The organism is Ruegeria sp. BE9, from assembly GCF_056538765.1.
In genome coordinates this window covers 260,719-279,905 of record NZ_JBQFTS010000004.1, presented here as the reverse complement: position 1 = coordinate 279,905, position 19,187 = coordinate 260,719, and the positions used below count along the sequence as shown (strand labels likewise).

At 51.6% G+C, this 19,187-nt stretch carries 20 protein-coding genes and 1 tRNA gene; 4 read left to right on the top strand and 17 right to left on the bottom strand.

Annotated elements, in window-relative coordinates:
• Positions 1-4 precede the first annotated feature (4 nt).
• The 3 genes from ACR0EO_RS14115 to ACR0EO_RS14105 form a co-directional block, all read right to left on the bottom strand.
• On the bottom strand, positions 5-2,275 hold the full coding sequence (locus ACR0EO_RS14115) for a TOMM precursor leader peptide-binding protein (RefSeq protein ID WP_480690952.1): 2,271 nt from the start codon (positions 2,273-2,275) through the stop codon (positions 5-7).
• A gap of 14 nt (positions 2,276-2,289) precedes the next feature.
• On the bottom strand, positions 2,290-2,520 hold the full coding sequence (locus ACR0EO_RS14110; protein ID WP_170518819.1) for a hypothetical protein: 231 nt from the start codon (positions 2,518-2,520) through the stop codon (positions 2,290-2,292).
• 144 nt (positions 2,521-2,664) lie between these two features.
• Positions 2,665-3,969: a cytochrome P450 gene (locus ACR0EO_RS14105; protein WP_480690950.1), complete on the bottom strand. Its 1,305-nt coding sequence runs from the start codon at positions 3,967-3,969 to the stop codon at positions 2,665-2,667.
• 26 nt (positions 3,970-3,995) lie between these two features.
• On the opposite strand from ACR0EO_RS14105, the gene ACR0EO_RS14100 reads away from it, so the two are divergent.
• Together ACR0EO_RS14100 and ACR0EO_RS14095 are read left to right on the top strand one after the other, a co-directional pair.
• A complete protein-coding gene (locus ACR0EO_RS14100) occupies positions 3,996-5,312 on the top strand; it encodes a SagB family peptide dehydrogenase (protein ID WP_480690948.1) in 1,317 nt (438 codons plus the stop codon).
• A complete protein-coding gene (locus tag ACR0EO_RS14095) occupies positions 5,305-5,508 on the top strand; it encodes a hypothetical protein (RefSeq protein WP_480690946.1) in 204 nt (67 codons plus the stop codon). Before ACR0EO_RS14100 ends, ACR0EO_RS14095 begins: the two co-directional genes overlap by 8 nt.
• Positions 5,509-6,673: 1,165 nt before the next feature.
• Here the strand turns inward: ACR0EO_RS14095 and ACR0EO_RS14090 are convergent.
• The 12 genes from ACR0EO_RS14090 to ACR0EO_RS14035 all read right to left on the bottom strand — a co-directional run bounded on the left by ACR0EO_RS14090 (position 6,674) and on the right by ACR0EO_RS14035 (position 17,042).
• Positions 6,674-9,547 (bottom strand): type I restriction endonuclease subunit R, encoded by a 2,874-nt coding sequence (locus ACR0EO_RS14090; RefSeq protein ID WP_480690944.1) that lies wholly within the window; start codon positions 9,545-9,547, stop codon positions 6,674-6,676.
• Positions 9,544-10,179 carry an abortive infection family protein gene (locus ACR0EO_RS14085; protein WP_170736421.1) on the bottom strand — a complete coding sequence of 212 codons (636 nt, stop codon included), beginning with the start codon at positions 10,177-10,179 and terminating at the stop codon, positions 9,544-9,546. Before ACR0EO_RS14085 ends, ACR0EO_RS14090 begins: the two co-directional genes overlap by 4 nt.
• Positions 10,180-10,184: 5 nt before the next feature.
• On the bottom strand, positions 10,185-11,363 hold the full coding sequence (locus ACR0EO_RS14080) for a restriction endonuclease subunit S (RefSeq protein ID WP_480690942.1): 1,179 nt from the start codon (positions 11,361-11,363) through the stop codon (positions 10,185-10,187).
• Positions 11,360-12,916, bottom strand: a complete 1,557-nt coding sequence (locus ACR0EO_RS14075; RefSeq protein ID WP_480690940.1) for a type I restriction-modification system subunit M — start codon at positions 12,914-12,916, stop codon at positions 11,360-11,362. The genes ACR0EO_RS14080 and ACR0EO_RS14075 overlap by 4 nt, the downstream gene beginning before the upstream one ends.
• 62 nt (positions 12,917-12,978) lie before the next feature.
• Positions 12,979-13,518 (bottom strand): hypothetical protein, encoded by a 540-nt coding sequence (locus ACR0EO_RS14070; RefSeq protein ID WP_480690938.1) that lies wholly within the window; start codon positions 13,516-13,518, stop codon positions 12,979-12,981.
• The gene (locus ACR0EO_RS14065) at positions 13,518-14,000 is read right to left on the bottom strand and encodes a hypothetical protein (RefSeq protein ID WP_480690936.1); all 483 of its coding nucleotides are present in this window, start codon (positions 13,998-14,000) and stop codon (positions 13,518-13,520) included. The genes ACR0EO_RS14070 and ACR0EO_RS14065 overlap by 1 nt, the downstream gene beginning before the upstream one ends.
• Positions 14,001-14,052: 52 nt before the next feature.
• Entirely contained in the window at positions 14,053-14,457 is a 405-nt protein-coding gene (locus ACR0EO_RS14060; protein ID WP_480690935.1) for a helix-turn-helix domain-containing protein, read from the bottom strand.
• 13 nt (positions 14,458-14,470) lie between these two features.
• Positions 14,471-14,680 (bottom strand): helix-turn-helix transcriptional regulator, encoded by a 210-nt coding sequence (locus tag ACR0EO_RS14055; protein WP_480690933.1) that lies wholly within the window; start codon positions 14,678-14,680, stop codon positions 14,471-14,473.
• 80 nt (positions 14,681-14,760) lie between these two features.
• Positions 14,761-15,606, bottom strand: coding sequence for a hypothetical protein (locus ACR0EO_RS14050; RefSeq protein WP_480690932.1), 846 nt, complete (start codon positions 15,604-15,606; stop codon positions 14,761-14,763).
• Between the two features lie 8 nt (positions 15,607-15,614).
• Positions 15,615-16,490: a tyrosine-type recombinase/integrase gene (locus ACR0EO_RS14045; protein ID WP_480690930.1), complete on the bottom strand. Its 876-nt coding sequence runs from the start codon at positions 16,488-16,490 to the stop codon at positions 15,615-15,617.
• Positions 16,450-16,803, bottom strand: a complete 354-nt coding sequence (locus ACR0EO_RS14040) for an Arm DNA-binding domain-containing protein (protein WP_480690928.1) — start codon at positions 16,801-16,803, stop codon at positions 16,450-16,452. Before ACR0EO_RS14040 ends, ACR0EO_RS14045 begins: the two co-directional genes overlap by 41 nt.
• A gap of 163 nt (positions 16,804-16,966) precedes the next feature.
• Positions 16,967-17,042, bottom strand: a tRNA-Thr gene (locus ACR0EO_RS14035).
• A gap of 183 nt (positions 17,043-17,225) precedes the next feature.
• On the opposite strand from ACR0EO_RS14035, the gene ACR0EO_RS14030 reads away from it, so the two are divergent.
• Complete coding sequence (locus tag ACR0EO_RS14030; RefSeq protein WP_480690925.1) at positions 17,226-18,101, top strand: hypothetical protein; 876 nt, start codon at positions 17,226-17,228, stop codon at positions 18,099-18,101.
• Between the two features lie 187 nt (positions 18,102-18,288).
• On the opposite strand, the gene ACR0EO_RS14025 is transcribed toward ACR0EO_RS14030, so the two are convergent.
• Entirely contained in the window at positions 18,289-18,558 is a 270-nt protein-coding gene (locus ACR0EO_RS14025; RefSeq protein ID WP_170326790.1) for a DUF2312 domain-containing protein, read from the bottom strand.
• Positions 18,559-18,719: 161 nt separating this feature from the next.
• Here ACR0EO_RS14025 and ACR0EO_RS14020 point away from each other — a divergent pair, with 161 nt between their 5' ends.
• Positions 18,720-18,938, top strand: a complete 219-nt coding sequence (locus tag ACR0EO_RS14020; protein ID WP_480690923.1) for a hypothetical protein — start codon at positions 18,720-18,722, stop codon at positions 18,936-18,938.
• 8 nt (positions 18,939-18,946) lie between these two features.
• Here the strand turns inward: ACR0EO_RS14020 and ACR0EO_RS14015 are convergent, their stop codons facing one another.
• On the bottom strand, positions 18,947-19,162 hold the full coding sequence (locus ACR0EO_RS14015) for a hypothetical protein (protein ID WP_480690921.1): 216 nt from the start codon (positions 19,160-19,162) through the stop codon (positions 18,947-18,949).
• Positions 19,163-19,187: the final 25 nt, after the last annotated feature.

Sequence of the window (19,187 nt, the reverse complement as noted above, 5' to 3'; positions counted from 1 at the left end):
TGAGTCAAAATTGTATCACGTGGGGGTTCAGGTCTTGCTCACGGGTTGGCGTAGAAAGCCACCCCTGACGCACAGGCACGTCATAAAGACGCCCTGGACCAAATCTGGCCCAGAAATGGCGCAGGCCCGGGGCCACGACGCGCACCACTGGAAAATTCACGTCTGGCCGTGTCTGGTCGAGAACAAAGACATCAATGCCTTTATCCTTTAAGCGCGATACGCAGGTTTCGATATCCGCGAGAATGTCGTCACTTGCCAGACTTTCGCTTTCATCCAGCTTTAACATCGGTTGCCTGATGTCGGGTACAAGATAGTCAGCTTCGGAAAGGCGCGTTGTTCGCCACCAACTGATCGCTTCGGAACTGCCGAGATGAGTGGTCTCGACGGCCGTACCGCCCGCTTTTGGAACGGCTTCCAGAGATTGGTTTATTTCCGTAAGCGCCCGCGACAGAGCCACCTCGGGATCGAGATGACAGCCAAACCCGTAAATTATGTCTTCTTCGGACTTGTCTGTTCTGCCCGAAATGGCCGCAAAGGTAGGTATGCCAATGTCGCTTGTTACATCTATCACTCGCAGATTTCGGTTTATCTGGCTGTAGTGTAACGACAAATCACGCCCGTACGTGTCGCGGGAACTTGCTATGTCGACACCAGGGCGGATTAGCCGATTGTACCACCAGATCGCGACAGCATCTCTTTCAATCAGCTCCAGCAAACCCTGCAGAATAGCTTCTTCCAGTGTGCCGCCAGCGGCACAGCCGTTGGAATCCGCACGTCCATAGGTGGAGCCGGTGCCTTGATAACCGAAATAGCACATTGATGTCGGCAGGTACCGCTTGGTGTCATCACTCAGAGACCAAAGCGGTGTCCACTCGATTTCGGCGTCCCGGTCGAATGGCTCCGGAACCCAGTATGCTTTGTGGTCTCTGCGATTAAGCGCAGCATGATCCGCATATTGTTGAGTGCTGTAGCCTTGGCACTCGTTCGGTAAAATGACCGGTGCCTCTAGGTCCTTGAACTGGGCAAGGCGCCGAGGCTCGGTGCCATCAAAAACGCCACAGTAGCGTTCAAGGGATTCAGCCACCGCACTGATACGAGCCTGCTCCGGGCTGCGACCTTTTCCACCTGATCGCCGCCGAAGCCCTTCGCGCAGAAAAAACTGGGTGTCATGCAGGTCAGAAAAGTTGTGATCGGCGGAATAGGTTGGCGTGATCCAAGACCCTTGGCCGGAAAAACCACTCCGAACACCCGGGGCGAGTGAGCCAACAATGCCGGTGATCGGGCTTACATTTCGTTCCAAAATAGCCTGCACATCATTACTGTTGCAGGACCGATGCCCTCCATCTGGGCCATGAACTTTGGGTCGCGGCTGTAGATTTGGTTTAGGTGGAGTTTCGGGCATGGTGGAATTGTCACCGCATACCGGGCATTGCGGTCGGCGAGTTAGAATGTGCTCCTGCCGTTTCATCGACAGATGCTCCGTGCTGATCACCCGGTTAGCCAATACCGACGGACCGCCGACACCGATCCAACGGGTCACTTCAGTAGCGAGTTCTGCCAGTGCTGCGGTCTGCGAAGTGTCGTTATTGGCTTCTGGGGCGAGCCGGGTGCCGGCCAAACCTGAAAGTGTGCCGATATGGGTTTCGACGCGGCGGTGCCATCTCAGACGATGTGCAAGACATTCCCAGCACGCTGTTTCACCAGCAAGAAATGCAGGGCCTAGCCAGCTTTGAATGCCGCCTGGGTTGACCAATATCCACGGCCGACCTTCTGCGACAAACCGCTTGTTCAAAGCGTCCAATTCAGCGGCAAGATAGTTGTTGGTTACAACAACGCTAAACTCGCCGCGATCAACGATGCGCACCCCGTTTTTTTCGAGAAGCGCGCGCAAACTGTCGCCATTTCGGCCAATGCAGACAACATCTACCGGAGTGTTTTTCACACGCTCTGCGGCTTCAACGGGGTTCGCCCCCGCCAACTCCCAAAAGGCCTGCTGGTCGCGCGGCATCACCGAACTGTCTTCGGCTAGAAATCCGCGCTTTTTGAGCAGGTCCAGAGCAGAGAGAATGTCTGCGCTGGCATAGCTTTGGCACAGTTGGTCGAAGATATCCTCGACCAACTGCGTTCCGTCCAAAAAAGGTGCCAGATCGGAAAAAATCGTAGACTTCAGGCAGACGTGACCTTGCTCGTCGAACAAGTACAAGCCTTCTTCGGGAACAACGATTGCCTTGATGCAGGATTTGAACCGTGGTGCCGCAATGGCACTGTCATACATAAGAGCGCTTGCCCTCAGCAGCAGGCCGGTGGTGCAACAGCAGTATCATGCTCGTGGAGATCATCATCGTGCACGTCGTCCGGTTTGTCTCCGACATTCACGATCTTTGAAAAAGTCTTGCCGATTTCTTCGCCATATGCCTTTACTGCGGCTGTTGGGTCTTGCTCGAGCAGCGTCCGAAATTCCGGGTCTTTCCAGGCTTTTGCATGCATTTTGCCCCAATCTTCATTCGTCGGTGCTGTCATTGAATATTCCTCCGTTGGTTGATTACCGTCTGCACATTTGCAGCGATTTGCTACTTTTTGTTAACCTTTTCACACAAGCAAAAAACACGATCAAGTTGTGAGTGTGCCTTCCAGCTGAGAGTTAACCTAAATGAAGCGCATACATCACGGACTTGTGTAGTTTCCGATGGCAGATCGACGCCGGGCTTCGAATTTCTTTGGCTCTCCTGGAACGGGTTCCAACCTAAAGCTGCTTGCTATTGTTTGGATGATGACAACCATCTGCGACAAGGATTGAGCAGCCGCAATACAAACTCTTGGACCGGCACCGAAAGGCATATAGGCTTTGGCCGAAACAGGCGGAGTACGACCCGCGGCAAAGCGGTCAGGTTGAAACTCAGAAGGCTGCGGAAAGTAACGAGGATCTCGATGCAGCAGACCCGGGCAGACCCAAATTCCATGCCCTTCAGCCAGTTCGTGGTCACCCATTCGAAATCCGCGCGCTACTTCACGATAAAGAATTGGTGCCGGGGGAGTCATTCGCATCGACTCTCGCAAAATCGCCATTGTTCGGCTTGTGCCAAGCGTCGCATTTCTGAAACGTTCGGCATCATCAAGGGCTGCTGCCTCATCAACCAGTTGCCAGTCCAGACCATAGTCGGCAATGTCGTTCCAGAACTGCGTCAAAGCGAATGGCATAGTTAGATGGCCCGCAAAAAGCATCTGAACAATTTCCCCCACGACGTCTTGTTTGGAAAGAACGTCGGGGGCCATGTGATGCGCCCTCACCAAGGCCGAGAGAACGTCGCCTCGGTCAACAAAGTTTTCAAAACGGGCGTGGATGATGGCCAGGACCCCATCCATATTTCTGGGTGCCCGAGGGCGCGTCATTTGCACCGCTCCTTCGGTACCGTCCACAGTCGCAGTGAAATCCTCTCCATAGCCCTCAAGGTAACGCACAAGCCCACTGCGCTCCTGAGCAGTTCCCCAACCCTCAAGATCAGCATCCAAAACTGTGCGCAGCGCGATCCGGGCAATCAACAACCGAGTCTCATGCGCAAGGTCAATCGGTTCTCCGTCCGCCCAATGGGCAGTGATCGACTCCGTGAGTTCTCCCGTCAAAACAAGTCGAGGTTCACGCAACGCGGAACGAAAGAGCGGCAGCAAGAGTTGGCGACGCTGGCGCCAGATTTCAGGATCGTCCAGCGTTGTCAGCCCGTCGCCCCAATACCCGGCGTTCGAGGCCCGCAAAAAATCAGGCTTGCGCAGATCTGCCTCGTGGAAACGAAAAAGGTTCCGGGCAAGGTCAGCATCATTTACAAAGATGATCGGTCCGGTGCCCAGATCAAAACTCGAAACGTTTCCATACGTATCCGCCAGCTGACTGAGAAAGTCGAACGGGCTGCGGTGAAAAAACTTCGCATTGAGCCGCGCATTTCGGGCGCCGACTGGTCCGGGCGGCAAAGTCAATTTGAAGTCCTGCAAGGGTTTTCGTGATGAACCAGCCAAATGTTTGGGCAAATGGGTTGGCTCCCGACGTCCTGCTCGACGAGACCGGCGAAGTTGCGAAATTGCACAGCGCTACTGAATCGATATCTGTTACCGACGAAGCCCAAAAATCGCTTGCCAAGAAACTCGCCCAAGGCTGTTGGAGTGAAGAGGAACTGACAACTTGCCTCGGCCCAAGTCCAGATGCAGAGGTTAACTGTGCGTCGTTCTTGTTGCGCCTTGATCAGCGCGGGTTTCTCTGTCGTTATGTTATGCATAACGCTCAGCCTATCGCTGTTTGTGCGCCACAACGCGCGCCCGTCAGCGGCCTTCCGAAATTCGAACCGGATACTACTATTCGGCTTTCTCAACAGACGCTTTTGCAGCCCCGACAAAATGGGATCAGAGCGATGACCCCTGGAAGTTGGGCGACCGTGGATCTGTTGGACCCACAGATCGGCCCATTGCTTTTTAAGCTGTCCGAGGGCGTTGAGGCGGCGCAGGCCCCAAATTGCGTGCCGGGTCTTGAACCCCATGCTTTCGAGGCTTTGATGCAACTCTTTGCGTGGTGCAATTTGCTGGAAGGCCCTGAGGAACCTAAAACGCCTGTGCATGAAGCGCTTTTCCACAGCCAAACACGCCTCGGCTTCGCAAGGAAAAAACTCGGAAAAACGGGAAAATCGCATAAGGCTGAACACCCAGGTAAACATGTGCCGTACATTGCGCTGCCGCTCCCCGAAATCGCGGATATTATTGCAAGCGACCCGCCGCATATGCTGGTGTCCCGCCGTCGAAGAAGTCGTCGTGATCAAGGTCGCACACCGATCAGTCTTTCGCAGCTTAACGAGTTGCTTTTCCGATGTTTCTACCAAGAGAATGGTCACCGCTCTTATCCCAGTGGTGGTGGTATACACCCATTGACTGCGTATCTTGTTGTTAATCATTGCGAGGGTTTGGAGCCAGGGCTTTATTCCTACGATAGTGAACGTCACGGCCTCACAAGGGTTAGCAAATTCATTCCTGCTCTCAAGAGTCTTTTGAAAGACGCCGCAGCGTCAGCCAACTGTGTTTCACACACACAAATTTTGCTTCTTTTATCTGCTGACATGGCGGCCACCCGCACCGCCTACGGTGCACTGGCGTACTCATTGGTCCTCAAAGAAGTCGGCGCTGTTTATCAAAATGTTCAACTCGCAAGCGAGGCGATGCGGTTAGCGGCATGCCCCCTGGGTACTGGAAACTCTTTAGTCTTCGCAGAAGTCAGCGGGCGAAATGTGTATGATGCGCCATTGGTTGGTGAAATGATTATTGGATCAAGTGACTAAGTTTCTGATGGGGCACGCAAAGGTCAATGTCCGTCGAGGAACCTGCCAGTTCGACAACTCCGCCACCGCTAAAATCGGTGGAGATTGTTATCTGGCCGATGACGAAACGATCATCAAGGCCGATGGTGCCGGGGCGCGGTCAAACGCTGACGTCGCTCGCGCAATCAAGCGTGGCAAGGTCTGGATAGAACACTGATCCTAACCTAACCGATCGCTTACCCTTTTCACAGAAGACGAAGGACACGAGAAAGGGCCGTCTGTTTGGCATCGTGCCGAACCTGTTGGTGGTCCCGCCTTTGCTGGAAGCCGACGCCGACGAAGTTCTGAAGGTCAAGCGCACCGACAACTAAAAAATCAAGGTGAACTATCTTGTCAGCAACCAGATCGCACACCGCGTGAGCGATGATCTGAGGAGGAAGCCGGTGAGGTCTGCAGCTGATTTATGGTGATTTAATTAATGTTACCTAAGTCCAAATGCAGGCATGAACAACCGAACGATAGTTCACGTGACAACACCCTTTCATCAGGGGCCAATAACATGCTGTCAAGACGTCGACTGTCGCCGATACGTGTCACGTAGTTAACTTGGCTTGGCGCTGACATAGGGAAGTGAAAAAATTGCGGGCGCTTTTTTCTTTCGCTGGCTGTCGGCCGTTCCTGAAGAATTTCCCCGGAACAAGACCGACCAGATATCCCAGTGTCAAAGGTCCGCTTTGGCGGTTTCTGGAAACCCCCGCTGCAAAGCAGCGAATTCAACTTTTCCATCCATTGCGAAGAATGCTGCGCCAAGAAGCAAGGTCGAGTTTGGGCTCAAAGCGTCAGATCGGCACGAGGCTCATGCACGGCTGACAAGGGCCGACCGATGAGCTTTGCAAAGCCCGCTTTCTGCGCATTTCTGACGTTCTACGGCCGGGATGCTGCTCAGCAACGAATAGGAGCTTTGTACACAACTCGGTCAGTCGCCCAATTTCGATAAACGTCCGGTGTTCATGAAAGCCGCCGTCGGAAACTAGCAACCGTTAATAGGCACAGAGCCTTGGTCGGGTTGCCCGTTTAAGTTGGGACATTTTCACAGCCCTAACTCTAACAAGAACCAAAATTTACCATCATCAGTCTTATTAGAAGAATGCGTATCAAGGGAATCGATGGCCCAAAAATCGGGGCTCATAACTATCAGTAAAATAATAGGGGATTGATCAGGAGATACATAAAGTTCCACTCTGAAAATATTATATTACAACATCTTATCTTGGAAAGTGGTGCCCACACGACTTCCCATTGAAGATATAAGATTTTGACTAGCAATGATTATTTTTTTCGGTCAAGAATGGAGGCCCCCAAAAAGCCCCCAGACCTACGTATCAAAGCTCGCCAAGACCCTCGTCAAATGTAGAAACGAACTGCAACAACTTGTCGCCGATCCGTTGGACAATACTCTTGCGCTCGAGAATCTTGGGTTTTTCTTTTAGCGCGTCCACAATCTCTCCTTGAAGCGGCTTCTTACCCGTAAAGTGAAATTGCTCGATCATTGCTTTGAAGGCGTCAGCATCAAGGTTCTCAGCTTCACAGACTTCGGCAATAGCATTCGACTTTTCCGCATCCCAAAACCCATTGAAGGCGTCGGCGACGCTCTGACCTTTCGGAAGCGCCGCCATGTGTTGATCGATAAACTTTTCGATCAATTCGCGCTTACTCCGCAGATGCCTTTCAGAGCCAAGCAAGTCGTAGACCATTTTTTTCTTAGCTTCGGAACCATCTCTGACTTTAGGATCAAGGCTGTCAGCTTGTTCAAAGGCATCCGACAAAAGAGCCAATATATAGGCGACGTTGATCTCATCGCGCTGAATGAGCTCCAGCTCAAAATCCACCTCATCCAGGATAGACGCAGCATCATCTGGCTTGTCCGCCTTAACCTTGTCGTTGATATCCAGGTACTTACTTTTGAAGTCCTCAAAGGCTTGCGGCTTTAGCGCCAAATCATGTGGATCATATTCAGTGAAACTGGTTAGAATATTGCGCAAACGGATCAAATCTCGAAAGGCTTGTACAAACGCCAGCTGATCCTCTTCCGACTTCAAATCATTTACGCTGTCAGGGTCAGGGGCGATGTTTTTCAAAACACCAACCGCCGCAGTGAACCGCTCAAGGTAATCGCCATAAGGCGCCATGAGGATTGTCTCTATGGCCTCTTTATTTGAGAACAGCGTGATCGCCTGATCGGTGTTCGGTTTGAGGTTGCGGAAACAGACAATGTTACCCTGAGATTTCAGCTGGCCCAACGTACGGTTCGTGCGCGAAAACGCTTGGATCAATCCGTGGTATTTTAGGTTCTTGTCTACATAGAGCGTGTTGAGCTTTTTCGCATCAAATCCGGTCAGGAACATGTTGACAACCAACAAAATATCCAGCCGATCCTTGTCCAAAGCATCCTTGCGATCACGATCTTTCAGGCGCTTACTAAGATGATTGTAGTAAGTGTAGAAACCGGCGCTGTCCTTCACCGTTTCCTTGGTCTGGTACATTGCATTATAGTCTGAAACAAAGCTCTCCAATCGATCTCGCTTATGCACATCCACTGGCAAGTCAGCCACGTTTAAATCGGGATCACCGATCATGCCATCTGCGTCCGGGTCGGCTTCATTGGGTCCATAGGTGAAGATCGTCGCCACCCGCAAATGGTGCGCCCCCGCCTCTTTTTTGCGTCGAAACGCCTCATAGTAGGCAATTAGGGCATCAACAGAACTTACGCATAGCATCGCGCTGAATTGCTTGTTGTGGGTCTTTTTGTCGTGGTTCTGAATGATCCAATCGACAACGCCCTCGATGCGTTCAGGATTGTCAAAGAATTCGCGGACGTTGATCGCCGCAACCTCTTCGTCGATCAAACTGCCGTCTTTGCGCTTCAGCTTTCCCCAATATTCCACAGAAAACCGCAGCACATTTTCGTCGGCAATTGCGTCGGTGATCACATACTTATGCAAACACTCTGCAAACAAATCCTTGGTTGTGCGTTTGCCCACCGCATTTTCCGCAAAAATCGGCGTGCCTGTGAACCCAAACATTTGTGCCTTATTGAAAAACTTCACGATGCGTTTGTGCGTGTCGCCAAATTGCGAGCGATGGCATTCGTCAAAAATGAACACTACGCGTTGGTTTTTCACTGCCTCCAGCGCGGCGTCATAGCGGTCCCGAGAGATCGCTGTGTTCAGCTTCTGGATTGTGGTCACAATCAGCTTAGTGTCACCTCCCAGCTGCCCCACCAGTGCCTTGGTGTTATCCGTGCCGTCTACCGAGCCATCAGAGAAGTGGTTGAACTCCTTGGTGGTCTGATAGTCCAGATCGGCGCGGTCCACGACAAACACCACCTTGTCGACCTTCGGGTTTTCAATCAGCACCTGCGCCGCCTTGAAACTGGTCAACGTCTTGCCCGATCCTGTGGTGTGCCAGATGTAGCCGTTCTTGCGGCCATTCTTGACGCGTTCATCAATCGCCTCTACCGCATAATACTGATAGGGTCGCAGCACCATCAGTACCTTGTCGCTTTCATGCAGCACGATGTATTTGCTGATCATCTTGCTGACGTGGCATTTCTCCAAAAACACATCAGCAAAGGCATCTAGCTGCGTAACTAGTGTATTGTCTTTCTCGGCCCAGAAAAACGTTTGCTTAAAATCCTGATTGCGGTTGTTGGCGTAATATTTGGTGTTCACCCCGTTGCTGATCACAAACAGCTGCACATATTGGAACAGCGCACTTTCTGCCCAATAGCTGTGGCGCTGATAGCGGTTGATCTGGTTGAACGCTTCTTTCAGCTCCACCCCGCGCCGTTTTAGCTCGATCTGCGCTAAGGGCAGGCCGTTAATCAGCAAGGTGACGTCAAACCGCGTTTTGTGATGACCTTCAACCGTGACCTGCGTGGTGACCTGATATTGATTCTGGCACCACTCCTGGGTGTTGAGAAATTGCAGGTACAGCGAACTGCCATCATCACGCGTCAGCTGCATCCGCCCGCGCAGGGTCTTGGCCTTCTCAAACACATTACCCTTGCCCAGATGGTTGAGCACCTTTGCAAATTCACCATCCGAGAGCGTCACCCCGTTGTGTTTTTCTAACTGCGTTCGCAGATTGGCGCGCATAGCCGCCATGTCGGGAAGGACTATCTGGTCATACCCCAGCCCTGTGAGACGTTTGACAAGATCGGCTTCAAGCTGCGCTTCAGATTGATAGTCGCTCATGCGTCTTCTTCCTCACTCTGCTGCGCAAGGAATTCGTCCAACTGATACTCATATGCATCCGGATCGTACCGAAACAGAAGAAGACTGAATGACGTAGAGCCAACCGGATCGCCCATTTCATCTAAGCGCTCATTAAATGCCGGATTGTCTTCGTATTTCAACTCAGCCGTACTAAGCAAAGTCAAATGACACAGCATGTAGCGCGAAAGAGCTTCGGTTACATCGAGTGCTAGTCTTGCAAGACTTGCATCACTCTGGACCTCCTTAGGAACTGCCTTCCCATGCGAAATATCGCCACGCTTGTTTCGAAGCTCCCCCGCCAGCCGGGCTACCGTTGAGCAAGCTTGCGGAAGCGCTATCTCGACTACATCACTGGAACTGCCTATCAATTTGAATGCAGTCTTGACTTGATGCTCAATCGTACTTTTCTCAAACACGCCTTTGTCCACAGTCGGGTCGAGCCTGTAACAAATCGACTTAGAAAGCCCTTGAAGCAAAGAAGTGCAACATTCGATTGCAATATCTGGGTGGCTTTCTTCATTGTTTTTGATTTCTCGAGCGTGTTTCAAATAGTATTGGAACTCGGGAAAATCCTCTGAGAAGTTGGAAACGGCATTTTCGAAACTATCCATGTCGGCTACACAAACATCTGCTGAATAAGACCTTTTTTGAACTCAGCTGTCAGCAGGATTTGCTTACCCAATCGTGACACTTTTTCGTCCATTGCTGCTAGAAAACCAGATATTTTTCTTTGTTCCTCAACTCGGGGAAAGGGAAGCGAGATTGTAGCTAAATCCCTTGAATTAATTGCCGGATAGCTGGTGCCAGTACAACGCTCCAAGACCGCGTTTACAAAGGCATCTGTATGCAGTGCTTGAAACAGAAAACTTACATCTTCGTGAGCCCGAATTTGCGCGTAGCCGGTGGATGCGACAAACGTTCCTTCTTCCGAAAACAGCAGATTGTTTCGTTGATAGGGACGGACAGTCTGGTAGAGGATATCTCCTTTCACCAAGGACCTCTGAGCCCGGCTTGGAGCAAGACTACTCTTTATTTTCTTTGTTTCACCCAAAGCTCCAGCTTTCACGCTTTCAATATCTATATATCTAAACTCAACTGGTAGGTTGGAAGGTTTTGGATTGATTTCAGCAATGTCGTCCAACCGTTTTTCTTCCCAATCGGGAAAGGCGGTGCCGTCGTCTTTGGTAAAGCGCAGGGTCTGGCTGAACAGCGCCTGCATCAGCCCGCGTTTATAGCGTTCAAGTCTCGCCTGCCGCTCTTGCAACGCGGTGATCTTGGCATCCACCACTCCCAAAAACGCAGCAATTTTTTTTTGTTCATTGGCATCGGGAACAGGCAGCTTAATGCGCTTTAGTTCGCTCATTGAGAGAACAGTTTGCGATGTACCCACACTATACTTCCCAATATGGTTTGAGTGTTTTGCGAGCAGCTCCGAAAAGAAATTGTTGTTCCCGTCAACGATCCTAAAGACCGGATAGTAAACGCTAATGATTCCGGTTATCCCCAGTTTGTTTTCGTTAAAGAAAAACTTACGATCATCACTACGACTACGATAGGTCAGAAAGTCTGGAGGTATGATATTGAAGCCGACATTGTCTCGATCAGTGATCCGATCATTGTCATAGTAGTCCTTCTGTCGAACAAGACCGGATCGAGCGGAAGTTAGGACTTCATGCTGGTCCTGCGTAACCGACTTTTCTTTGAACTCTTCAAAGAACGCACCTAGCCGCCTCTCTTCCCAAGCCCCCTCAAACTCCGGAAACCGTAGCGCTGGCATCTGCGCAGCCGCACTCATACCGGCACCTCAATGCCCAGCTCTTTGCAGAACCCAGCAATCTCTTTATCCAATGCGGCCATGCCCTCGGCATTTTTGCGCAGTTCTGCCGCTACCTCAGCTAGATCAATCGGCTGTTCCGGCTCAAATGTGTCTACATAGCGCGGGATGTTTAGGTTGTAGTCATTCTCCGCCACCTCAGACAGTAGCGCGCGGTGGGAAAACCGCTCCTCCACCACTCTGCCCCGGAAGGTTTCCACAATCTTGGTGATGTCCTCGGCGCGCAAGGTGTTCTGGTTCTTGGCCCTCTCAAAACGCGCTGAAGCATCCACGAACAGAATATCCTCGGGGTATTCGCGGCATTTCTTGAACACCAGAATGCAGGTCGGGATCGATGTGCCGTAAAATATATTGGCGGGCAGGCCGATCACCGCATCCAGCCAGTTGCGTTCCTTGATTAGGTATTCGCGGATATGCCCTTCTGCCGCGCCGCGAAAAAGGGCTCCATGCGGCAGAATCACCGCCATGGTGCCATTGTCATCCAGCTGATGCAGCATGTGTTGCACAAAGGCAAAATCGGCCTTGGACGCAGGTGCAAGTCGCCCATATTGGCTGTAGCGGTCGTCGTTGAGCAAAAGCGGATTCGCCGACCATTTTGCAGAAAACGGCGGGTTGGCCACCACCGCCTCAAACCGCCTGTCCACATGCTGGGGATGCTCCAGCGTATCCTCCTGTTTGAGGTCAAAATTGCGGTAATGCACTCCGTGCAGGATCATGTTCATGCGTGCTAGGTTATAGGTGGTACGGTTCATCTCTTGACCGTAGAAATCGCCAACCTCCACCTCTTTAGCAACGCGCAACAGCAACGAGCCAGACCCACAAGTGGGGTCGTAAACATTTTTGATTCGGGTTTTGCCTGTGGTCACAATCCGCGCCAAAATGGTGCTGACCTCTTGCGGGGTATAGAATTCTCCCGCCTTCTTCCCAGCCCCACTGGCAAACTGCCCAATCAGATATTCATAGGCATCGCCCAGAACATCGCTGTCAGCCTTTTCAAGTTCAAAATCGATTTCATCAAGATGGGTCAGAACCTTGGCAATCAGCGTGTTTTTGGCCTCTTCTGTGCGGCCCAGTTTGCTGGATGTCAGATCCATATCCGAGAACAGATCGTCAAAATCATCCTCAGAATCCGTACCCATGGTGGAGCGCTCCACATTGTTTAGAATGCGCGCCAAGTCTTCGAGAATAAAATTTCCCGGCTTGCCGCCCCGCTTGGCGACCGCACCGAACAGCTCAGACGGCTTGAGATAATAGCCAAGTTCATCAATCGCCGCTTCAGCCACCGCGTCCGAGATCTCCGAACCCTCTTCTGTGGTCTCATCGAGTTCCGCAAAATCAATTCCATCCTCAGACAGGACAGAATTGGCGTAGATGTAGAGCCGCTCTGACAGGTATTTGTAGAAGATGAAACCTAGGATGTAGTCGCGAAACTCATCCGCATTCATTTTGCCGCGCAACGTGTTGGCAATGTTCCACAGCTTTTGTTCCAGCTTCTTCTTTTGTTCGTCGGTCATCGCCTGTCGCTCTCAAGTTGTGTTTGCCCTTTGATGACGCAGAATGCGGGCGAGGGAAAGTCTCAACATGGCTTTGCGGACCTTATCAACTCTGCCTGACGCTCGATGTCGACCGGACAAAAAGCACTTATGGTTGTGACAACATTGGAGTGGCCGATGTTCTGAGAAAACGCCTTGAAGGCCTCGCGGGTTGGATAGGTGGTGTCCGCCCATTTCACCAACGTTTTGCGAAACGCATGAGGCGTAAAGGGCGGCAAGTCGGCCCGTTCAAAGGCCTCTTTGATAACCGCACGAATGGCATTGGCGTTTTTGTAGGTTTCACGCTTAAGGCCCACCACTTTGAACTCGCCATCAACCGGCTTGATTTTAGAAGGAGGAAACAGCGGATCATCTGGGCCAAACAGCTTTTCCTTTTTGAGATAGCTCACCCAGTGATCAAAACAGACCTGATAAGCGGCATCGACCGGCAAGAAGTAGGTCGTAAAGGTCTTGGCGTTCTTTGTCCTGACCTCGCGCGCATCCTGATACACGCACCCATCGATCATGTTGACGTGTTTGAGCCGTAGGGATGCAACAGCGCCATCACGCGCACCCGTGAGCATCAAAAACGCAAACAAGGCTTTGTTGCGCAGTTCAAGGTCCGTGGTTTCGGCATGTAGTTGAAGGCGTGTCGGGCCATTTCCATTGAGGGGTAAGGCGTTTCACGCGTGGCCCTCGCTACGCGCTGGCCTTTTGCGTCCATGTTGAAGTAATCCGCATCGGAATAACGGATACGACTTTTGTAGCCGGGCTGATCAGCCAACCAAAATATGAACGCTTTGTTCGCTGCCAGCACCGAGGCGATAGTCGATTTCGACAAAGGTCTTCCAGTTGTCTTGCTAATTTCGGCATTGATGCGGTCGTGAAACTTGATCGCCTGCTCAATGCGGAAACGTTTAAAGTTCGCATAATTCGTGCTGGCCTCAAACCGCAAAATTGCTTCAGCCGCCTTAAGAACTGTTGCTGCATCCTTCCGCTTGGCGGTTTTAAGATATTGCAAGTAGCGGCGTTTGATCCGCTCATTTTCCTCGTTAAGTTTCCTCATGTGGTTCCTCGTTAGAGATTGTGAAAGTTCAAGGGGCTGCAGGCGGTGTCACTTAGGGTTTGCTGTCTACCTTGTTCGACAACTGGAACCGTTGAGCGAATTCCCCAAGTCGCGACTTTGAAATCATGCGGGTGCATGTACTGCCGCATGTGGTGCAAACCCCTTTTAAGAGGACTGTTCGGTTTCGCATCGGCCAAACGGTTGCGGCCATCCCGATAGGTTGGCGGGCACCTCCGCACCCTGGACAGAAGAAATCATCCGACCCAAGTGGACGCTTGGCTGCCGCGTATTTTGCCCGAAGGTAGTGACGGATTGCCTCACCAGAAATTAGGTAAGGTTTGCGGGAACTCATGACAGGGAGGCCGTCTTTGATCCAACTGCGAACCGTCGCGGGCGTTTTCCCCAAAGCTTCCGCAGCTTCATTGATGTCGTATGTGAGTGCAGCTTTGACCGCCATCGGGTTGGCCCTTTTACCCGTCCTCCCGATCCTCAAAGAGCGCCCGAACGTGCTCGGCCTTCCAAACTGTCGTGCGCGGTCCAAGCTTTTGAGGTTGAGGAAAACGCCCCTCTTTAACGCCTTGCCACCACGTCGATTTGGAAACTGGAATCGGACCAGCAGGAGCCAAGATTTGGGAAAGTCTCACGAACCCTGTGCGTGGGAAATCGCTAATATCAGACATTGTTTCATCTCGTTTGTTGAAGATGGAACAGGTCTATCTTGGTCGAGAATGGAAATGGCCGAATTAGGTTTGGATGAAACCTAATTAGGTTGTTTTCCGGCGTTTTGGTCCAACAGCTCTGAAGTTTCTTTGAGTTTTTGTCGAATTGTGTCGTCGCTGACGGGTAGGCCAAGCCGGTCCAAAATTCCCTTAAGCTCCTTAGCGAAGGGACTTCTTGAAGCCGTTAGGTCATAGCCATAGCCGTCCACGGCCATTGCAATTAACATTTTGTACAACGTTTGGCGTTCTCGGCTAGCAACCACTTTTTCATCATTGTTTTGAAGCGCACTCTCAAAGCTCTCCAATTCATGCTTTGTGAAACCCAGCTCCGAAAAGGCTGGCCAATCCACGGAAGGATAGTATCCACGCACGTCATGAAAACTCACCCGTTCTTCTGGATACATTTCCTTCAAATATGACCCACCAAAAGCTTCAAGAACTTGGAACACGCGACCCTTGCCGTCTTCTACAAAAAAACCATCTATCGACGTCAACTCTCCCCCGGTTTTAGTCAAGAACGCCCGAAGGTAATCCGCCAATGCACCACAAAGGTCTAACCTTAAACGATGCGGCCCATCCAAAACGGAAATGCTAGTCCGACCTTCTAGTGGGAAAAAGTCCGAAAATTTGATTTCCACGGTGTCCTGACCCTCCGCCGCGAGCCCAAAGACTTTGTTATTCTTATCGGGCGACACCCAAACCGAGCGGGTTTGATTTACTACTTCTTGGGCAGAAACGTGTCGCATGAACCAATAAAGGTGAATGTGGCCATCTAGAGCGAGCTCCAAAACCTCAGCTGAATTCACTTCTTCGCCAAGCGTCAGAGAAAGTCTGCTCGCCGCGTCCTCGATGGAATACCAGTGTTTAAGTCTATAAATTTTCTTCAAATCAATGCTCAGGTTGGTCTGATACTATCCAACAGCGTCGCCCACCAATCCGCAAGCCTTACGCGTTCATCCCAGTATTTTCCACGATTGTAAGCCTTGCGAGCTTCATTGCGCTCGATATGCGCCAGAGCCGCTTCGATTGCGTCCGCATTCCAAAGCCCACTTTCATTCGCCAGAGTCGAAAAACTCGCACGAAACCCATGAGCGGTCATTTCTTCACCGGAATAGCCCATGCGACGCAAGGCAGCGTTCAATGTGTTATCCGACATAGGGCGGTGCCAAGAACGTAACGAGGGAAAGAGGTATTCAGCATCGCCCGAAATCCCCCGCAGTTCCGACAAGAGCTCTATGGCTTGATTGGGCAACGGCACTTTGTGATCGCGGCGCATCTTCATTTTGGCCGCAGGGATCGACCAAACTCTGCTCTCAAAATCCATCTCCAGCCATTTCGCCTGTCGGATCTCACCCGGCCTTTGGGCCAACATAGCGAGTAATTGCAGCGCTATTCGCGTGGTGGCTTGCCCTTCAAACCCGTCAATAGCTACCATGAGCGCTCCAAGTTTAACTGGATCAGTGATTGCAGCACGGTGATGCCGGTTTGGACGTATCAACGCATCTTTGAGCGCGTAGGTGGGGTCTGTTTCGGCTACCCCACTGGCAACAGCAAACCGAAACACAGACCCAATCCGAGCGCGTAACCTATGAGCCGTTTCATAGTTACCCTTGGCTTCGACTTTTCGAAGACATGCAAGGATCATTGGTGCGGTGATTTCGGTAATAGGCTTACGTCCAAAGTCCGAGTTCGCGAGCTTCAAATGATAGATTGTTTTATCGAGTGTGGCTTTAGTTTTGCCCTCTTTTGCGCTGTTTCTCAAGAAAAGCATCGCCAATTTTCTCAAAAGTATGGCTCTGCGCTTCTCGGGTTTCGCGCTTGGCTGCCTGTTTTGCCGCAGATGGATCATTGCCCTGAGCAATCTTGGCACGGGCTTCTTCTTTGAGCATTCTCGCCTGCGCTAACGAGATGGATGGATACGCACCTAGCGACAGTTTTTTCTCCTTTCCATGCAGCCGATATTTGACATTCCAAAGCTTTGAACCGGCAGGCGTCACGAGAAGATAAAGCCCCTCAAAGTCCGAAACCTTATAAGGTTTTCCTCTGGGCTTTAGATTTCGAATCTGAACGTCGCTAAGTGGCATCTGGGGGCCTCGCCTTTTACCAAATTCACGAAGCCCCCAAAAAGCCCCCCAAAGTGGGGGCATCTAACCGAACGCCATTAGACGGCATCGGACGCAGAACATCGCCAAGACACCTATATCACAGGGATATTTGGATGTCTTTGGATTGTAGCGAATTGGAAAGTGGTGCCCCCACACGGACTCGAACCGCGGACCTACTGATTACAAATCAGTTGCTCTACCAGCTGAGCTATAGGGGCGCTGGGTGTCGATTACTTTCTCTCGTTCGGGACTGCAACCCATATTTTTGACGAACCGTCGGGAAATTTCGATTTCCTGATCACGCCCCAGGCCGACCAAATATGAACGGTCCAGATTTGACTGTGCTGGACGCAAACTATAACCCAATAGCTGGGGCTAAAAAATAAGGATAAGAGCGAAACATGCAGGTTGCTATCCAAGCAGGAGCGGCCTTTACCGACGCTGGCCGGCTGTTGACCTCGGTTCAACGAAACGCAAGCATCCACGCGGGGGCCGGAGTTCAAGTCGTAGGTCACCGTCGGTACAAGCAGGTTTTTAAACCTGTTTTTGATGGGTTGGGAAAAGGCCCCGTTGAAATTGAAGCCTACCAAAGGTTGAAGGGGATTCTGCCCGATCCCGCAGTTACCGACCGCGTGGTATACGCGAGCAATCACTTCTTGGGCGAACCCTCTATCTCTATTCAGGAAGGGCAGCTTTATCCGCAGGCCGGTCCGCGTATGTCTCTGTTGGAACGCGCATTCCACGGCCACGAGATTCAGCTGTATTTTGCACTCAAGAACCTCGCCAGCTTCATTCCGAATCTCCTGACCAAATTGCCCGAGCAAACCAGCGACGAGATCGTTCGAAATACTGATCTGAGTTACCTTAGCTGGATAAGTGTCATTGAGGATATTCGAGACCTTGCGCCCGGGGTGCAGATCACCCTGTGGTGCGACGAGGACACTCCGTTGATTTGGGGAGATATCGTACGCGCCGTAGCCGATCTGCCGGAAGAGTCTGCGCTCAGCGATGAAAATGATCTACTTCTATCGCTGTTGGATGAGACCGGCCAAGGCAAGGTGACAGAATTGGCTCAGCGTGAGGCCCCGCTAAACAAATCGGACTTGCACAATGAGTTGGCTCATCTCTTCGAAGAACATGCGCTTCATGACGAAGTTGAAGAGGACGTCGAATTGCCCGGGTGGACGGCAGAAATTGTCGAAGCGTTTTCCGATCTATATGAACACGACGTGGAAAGCTTGTCTGCCATGCCGGGCGTTAAAGTGCTGAAACCCTAGAGCATTCAGACAAACGTTACCTTCATGTTTTCAGCGGCTACCAGACGGCAACTGGGATCTGTCTTATGTCCGTGGCCGCGGCCCAAAACCGGGCCATGCGGCGAATTGGTAACCGTCCCTTGATACCGACTTCGCATCAGAGCGAGCTCAATACATTCAGGGACGGTGAGACGCGCTGGCTTATGGTTCAGCTCATGCCCAGCGCTTCTTTGTACATTTCAAGCACCGCCTCTTCTTCGGCGATATCGTCTTTGTCGCGCTTTCGCAGAGCAATCACTTTGCGCATGACCTTGGTGTCGTAACCACGGGCCTTAGCTTCGGCCATCACCTCTTTTTGCTGCTCTGCTAGGTCTTTTTTCTCGGCGTCCAGGCGCTCAAACCGCTCGATGAACTGGCGCAGTTCACCCGCAGTGACGCGGTAGTTGGCAGAGGCCTGATCTTCGGTGATGTCGTCCATTTACGTCTCTCCCAGAGATGGATTTCTGATGCTGCGACAGCGGCAGTAAGCCGGATACATTGCCGCCGCCCGAGCCGCAAGCGTCCAATCCCGGTCAGGCTTGTGTGAACCAGAGCGATCCGATAAGCGCAAAAGCAAATCGTTATACAATGTGGGGAACCATGTTCGAACTCATCACTTGGGGCGGTGCAGCCCTTTCGCTTGCCGGGCTTGTCGGTCTGGTCTGGTGTATTCTGCGTGTGATGAAGGCGCGCAAATCCGGCCTTAAGGATGAGGAGTTGCGCGCTGTTGTTCAAAGCGTACTGCCGTGGAATCTGGCCTCGCTTTTTCTGTCTGTGATCGGCTTGATGGTCGTGATCGTCGGTATCTCTTTCAGCTGACAGCTGAATTAGATCGGCAAGTTGTCAAAACGCGCTTCCATCGCGTCTTCGCACAAAGCCGCATCAAGCATACGCAAGCGTGACGGAACACGAACACCTTGCTGACGCATGCTATCGATCACTTTGGTTACACTGGGCTGAAGAGCAAGTCGCGTTTCAAGGCATGCGCCCTGCAGCTTTTTCTCCAGCTGTTCCGCTTCGGAATACAAGTTAACTGCTGACATTTCCATCCTCCCTACTGCGTCTACT

What these genes read in the sequence shown, in the direction of transcription:
- ACR0EO_RS14055 (WP_480690933.1), bottom strand. Translation starts at nt 14,680, where the DNA reads ATGTCTGATATTAGCGATTTCCCACGCACAGGGTTCGTGAGACTTTCC.
- ACR0EO_RS14015 (WP_480690921.1), bottom strand. Translation starts at nt 19,162, where the DNA reads ATGTCAGCAGTTAACTTGTATTCCGAAGCGGAACAGCTGGAGAAAAAG.
- ACR0EO_RS14065 (WP_480690936.1), bottom strand. Translation starts at nt 14,000, where the DNA reads ATGAGGAAACTTAACGAGGAAAATGAGCGGATCAAACGCCGCTACTTG.
- ACR0EO_RS14075 (WP_480690940.1), bottom strand. Translation starts at nt 12,916, where the DNA reads ATGACCGACGAACAAAAGAAGAAGCTGGAACAAAAGCTGTGGAACATT.
- ACR0EO_RS14110 (WP_170518819.1), bottom strand. Translation starts at nt 2,520, where the DNA reads ATGACAGCACCGACGAATGAAGATTGGGGCAAAATGCATGCAAAAGCC.
- ACR0EO_RS14045 (WP_480690930.1), bottom strand. Translation starts at nt 16,490, where the DNA reads ATGCTTTTCTTGAGAAACAGCGCAAAAGAGGGCAAAACTAAAGCCACA.
- ACR0EO_RS14030 (WP_480690925.1), top strand. Translation starts at nt 17,226, where the DNA reads ATGCAGGTTGCTATCCAAGCAGGAGCGGCCTTTACCGACGCTGGCCGG.
- ACR0EO_RS14060 (WP_480690935.1), bottom strand. Translation starts at nt 14,457, where the DNA reads ATGGCGGTCAAAGCTGCACTCACATACGACATCAATGAAGCTGCGGAA.
- ACR0EO_RS14025 (WP_170326790.1), bottom strand. Translation starts at nt 18,558, where the DNA reads ATGGACGACATCACCGAAGATCAGGCCTCTGCCAACTACCGCGTCACT.
- ACR0EO_RS14090 (WP_480690944.1), bottom strand. Translation starts at nt 9,547, where the DNA reads ATGAGCGACTATCAATCTGAAGCGCAGCTTGAAGCCGATCTTGTCAAA.
- ACR0EO_RS14020 (WP_480690923.1), top strand. Translation starts at nt 18,720, where the DNA reads ATGTTCGAACTCATCACTTGGGGCGGTGCAGCCCTTTCGCTTGCCGGG.
- ACR0EO_RS14070 (WP_480690938.1), bottom strand. Translation starts at nt 13,518, where the DNA reads ATGCTCACGGGTGCGCGTGATGGCGCTGTTGCATCCCTACGGCTCAAA.
- ACR0EO_RS14080 (WP_480690942.1), bottom strand. Translation starts at nt 11,363, where the DNA reads ATGAGTGCGGCTGCGCAGATGCCAGCGCTACGGTTTCCGGAGTTTGAG.
- ACR0EO_RS14100 (WP_480690948.1), top strand. Translation starts at nt 3,996, where the DNA reads ATGAACCAGCCAAATGTTTGGGCAAATGGGTTGGCTCCCGACGTCCTG.
- ACR0EO_RS14085 (WP_170736421.1), bottom strand. Translation starts at nt 10,179, where the DNA reads ATGGATAGTTTCGAAAATGCCGTTTCCAACTTCTCAGAGGATTTTCCC.
- ACR0EO_RS14115 (WP_480690952.1), bottom strand. Translation starts at nt 2,275, where the DNA reads ATGTATGACAGTGCCATTGCGGCACCACGGTTCAAATCCTGCATCAAG.
- ACR0EO_RS14040 (WP_480690928.1), bottom strand. Translation starts at nt 16,803, where the DNA reads ATGCCACTTAGCGACGTTCAGATTCGAAATCTAAAGCCCAGAGGAAAA.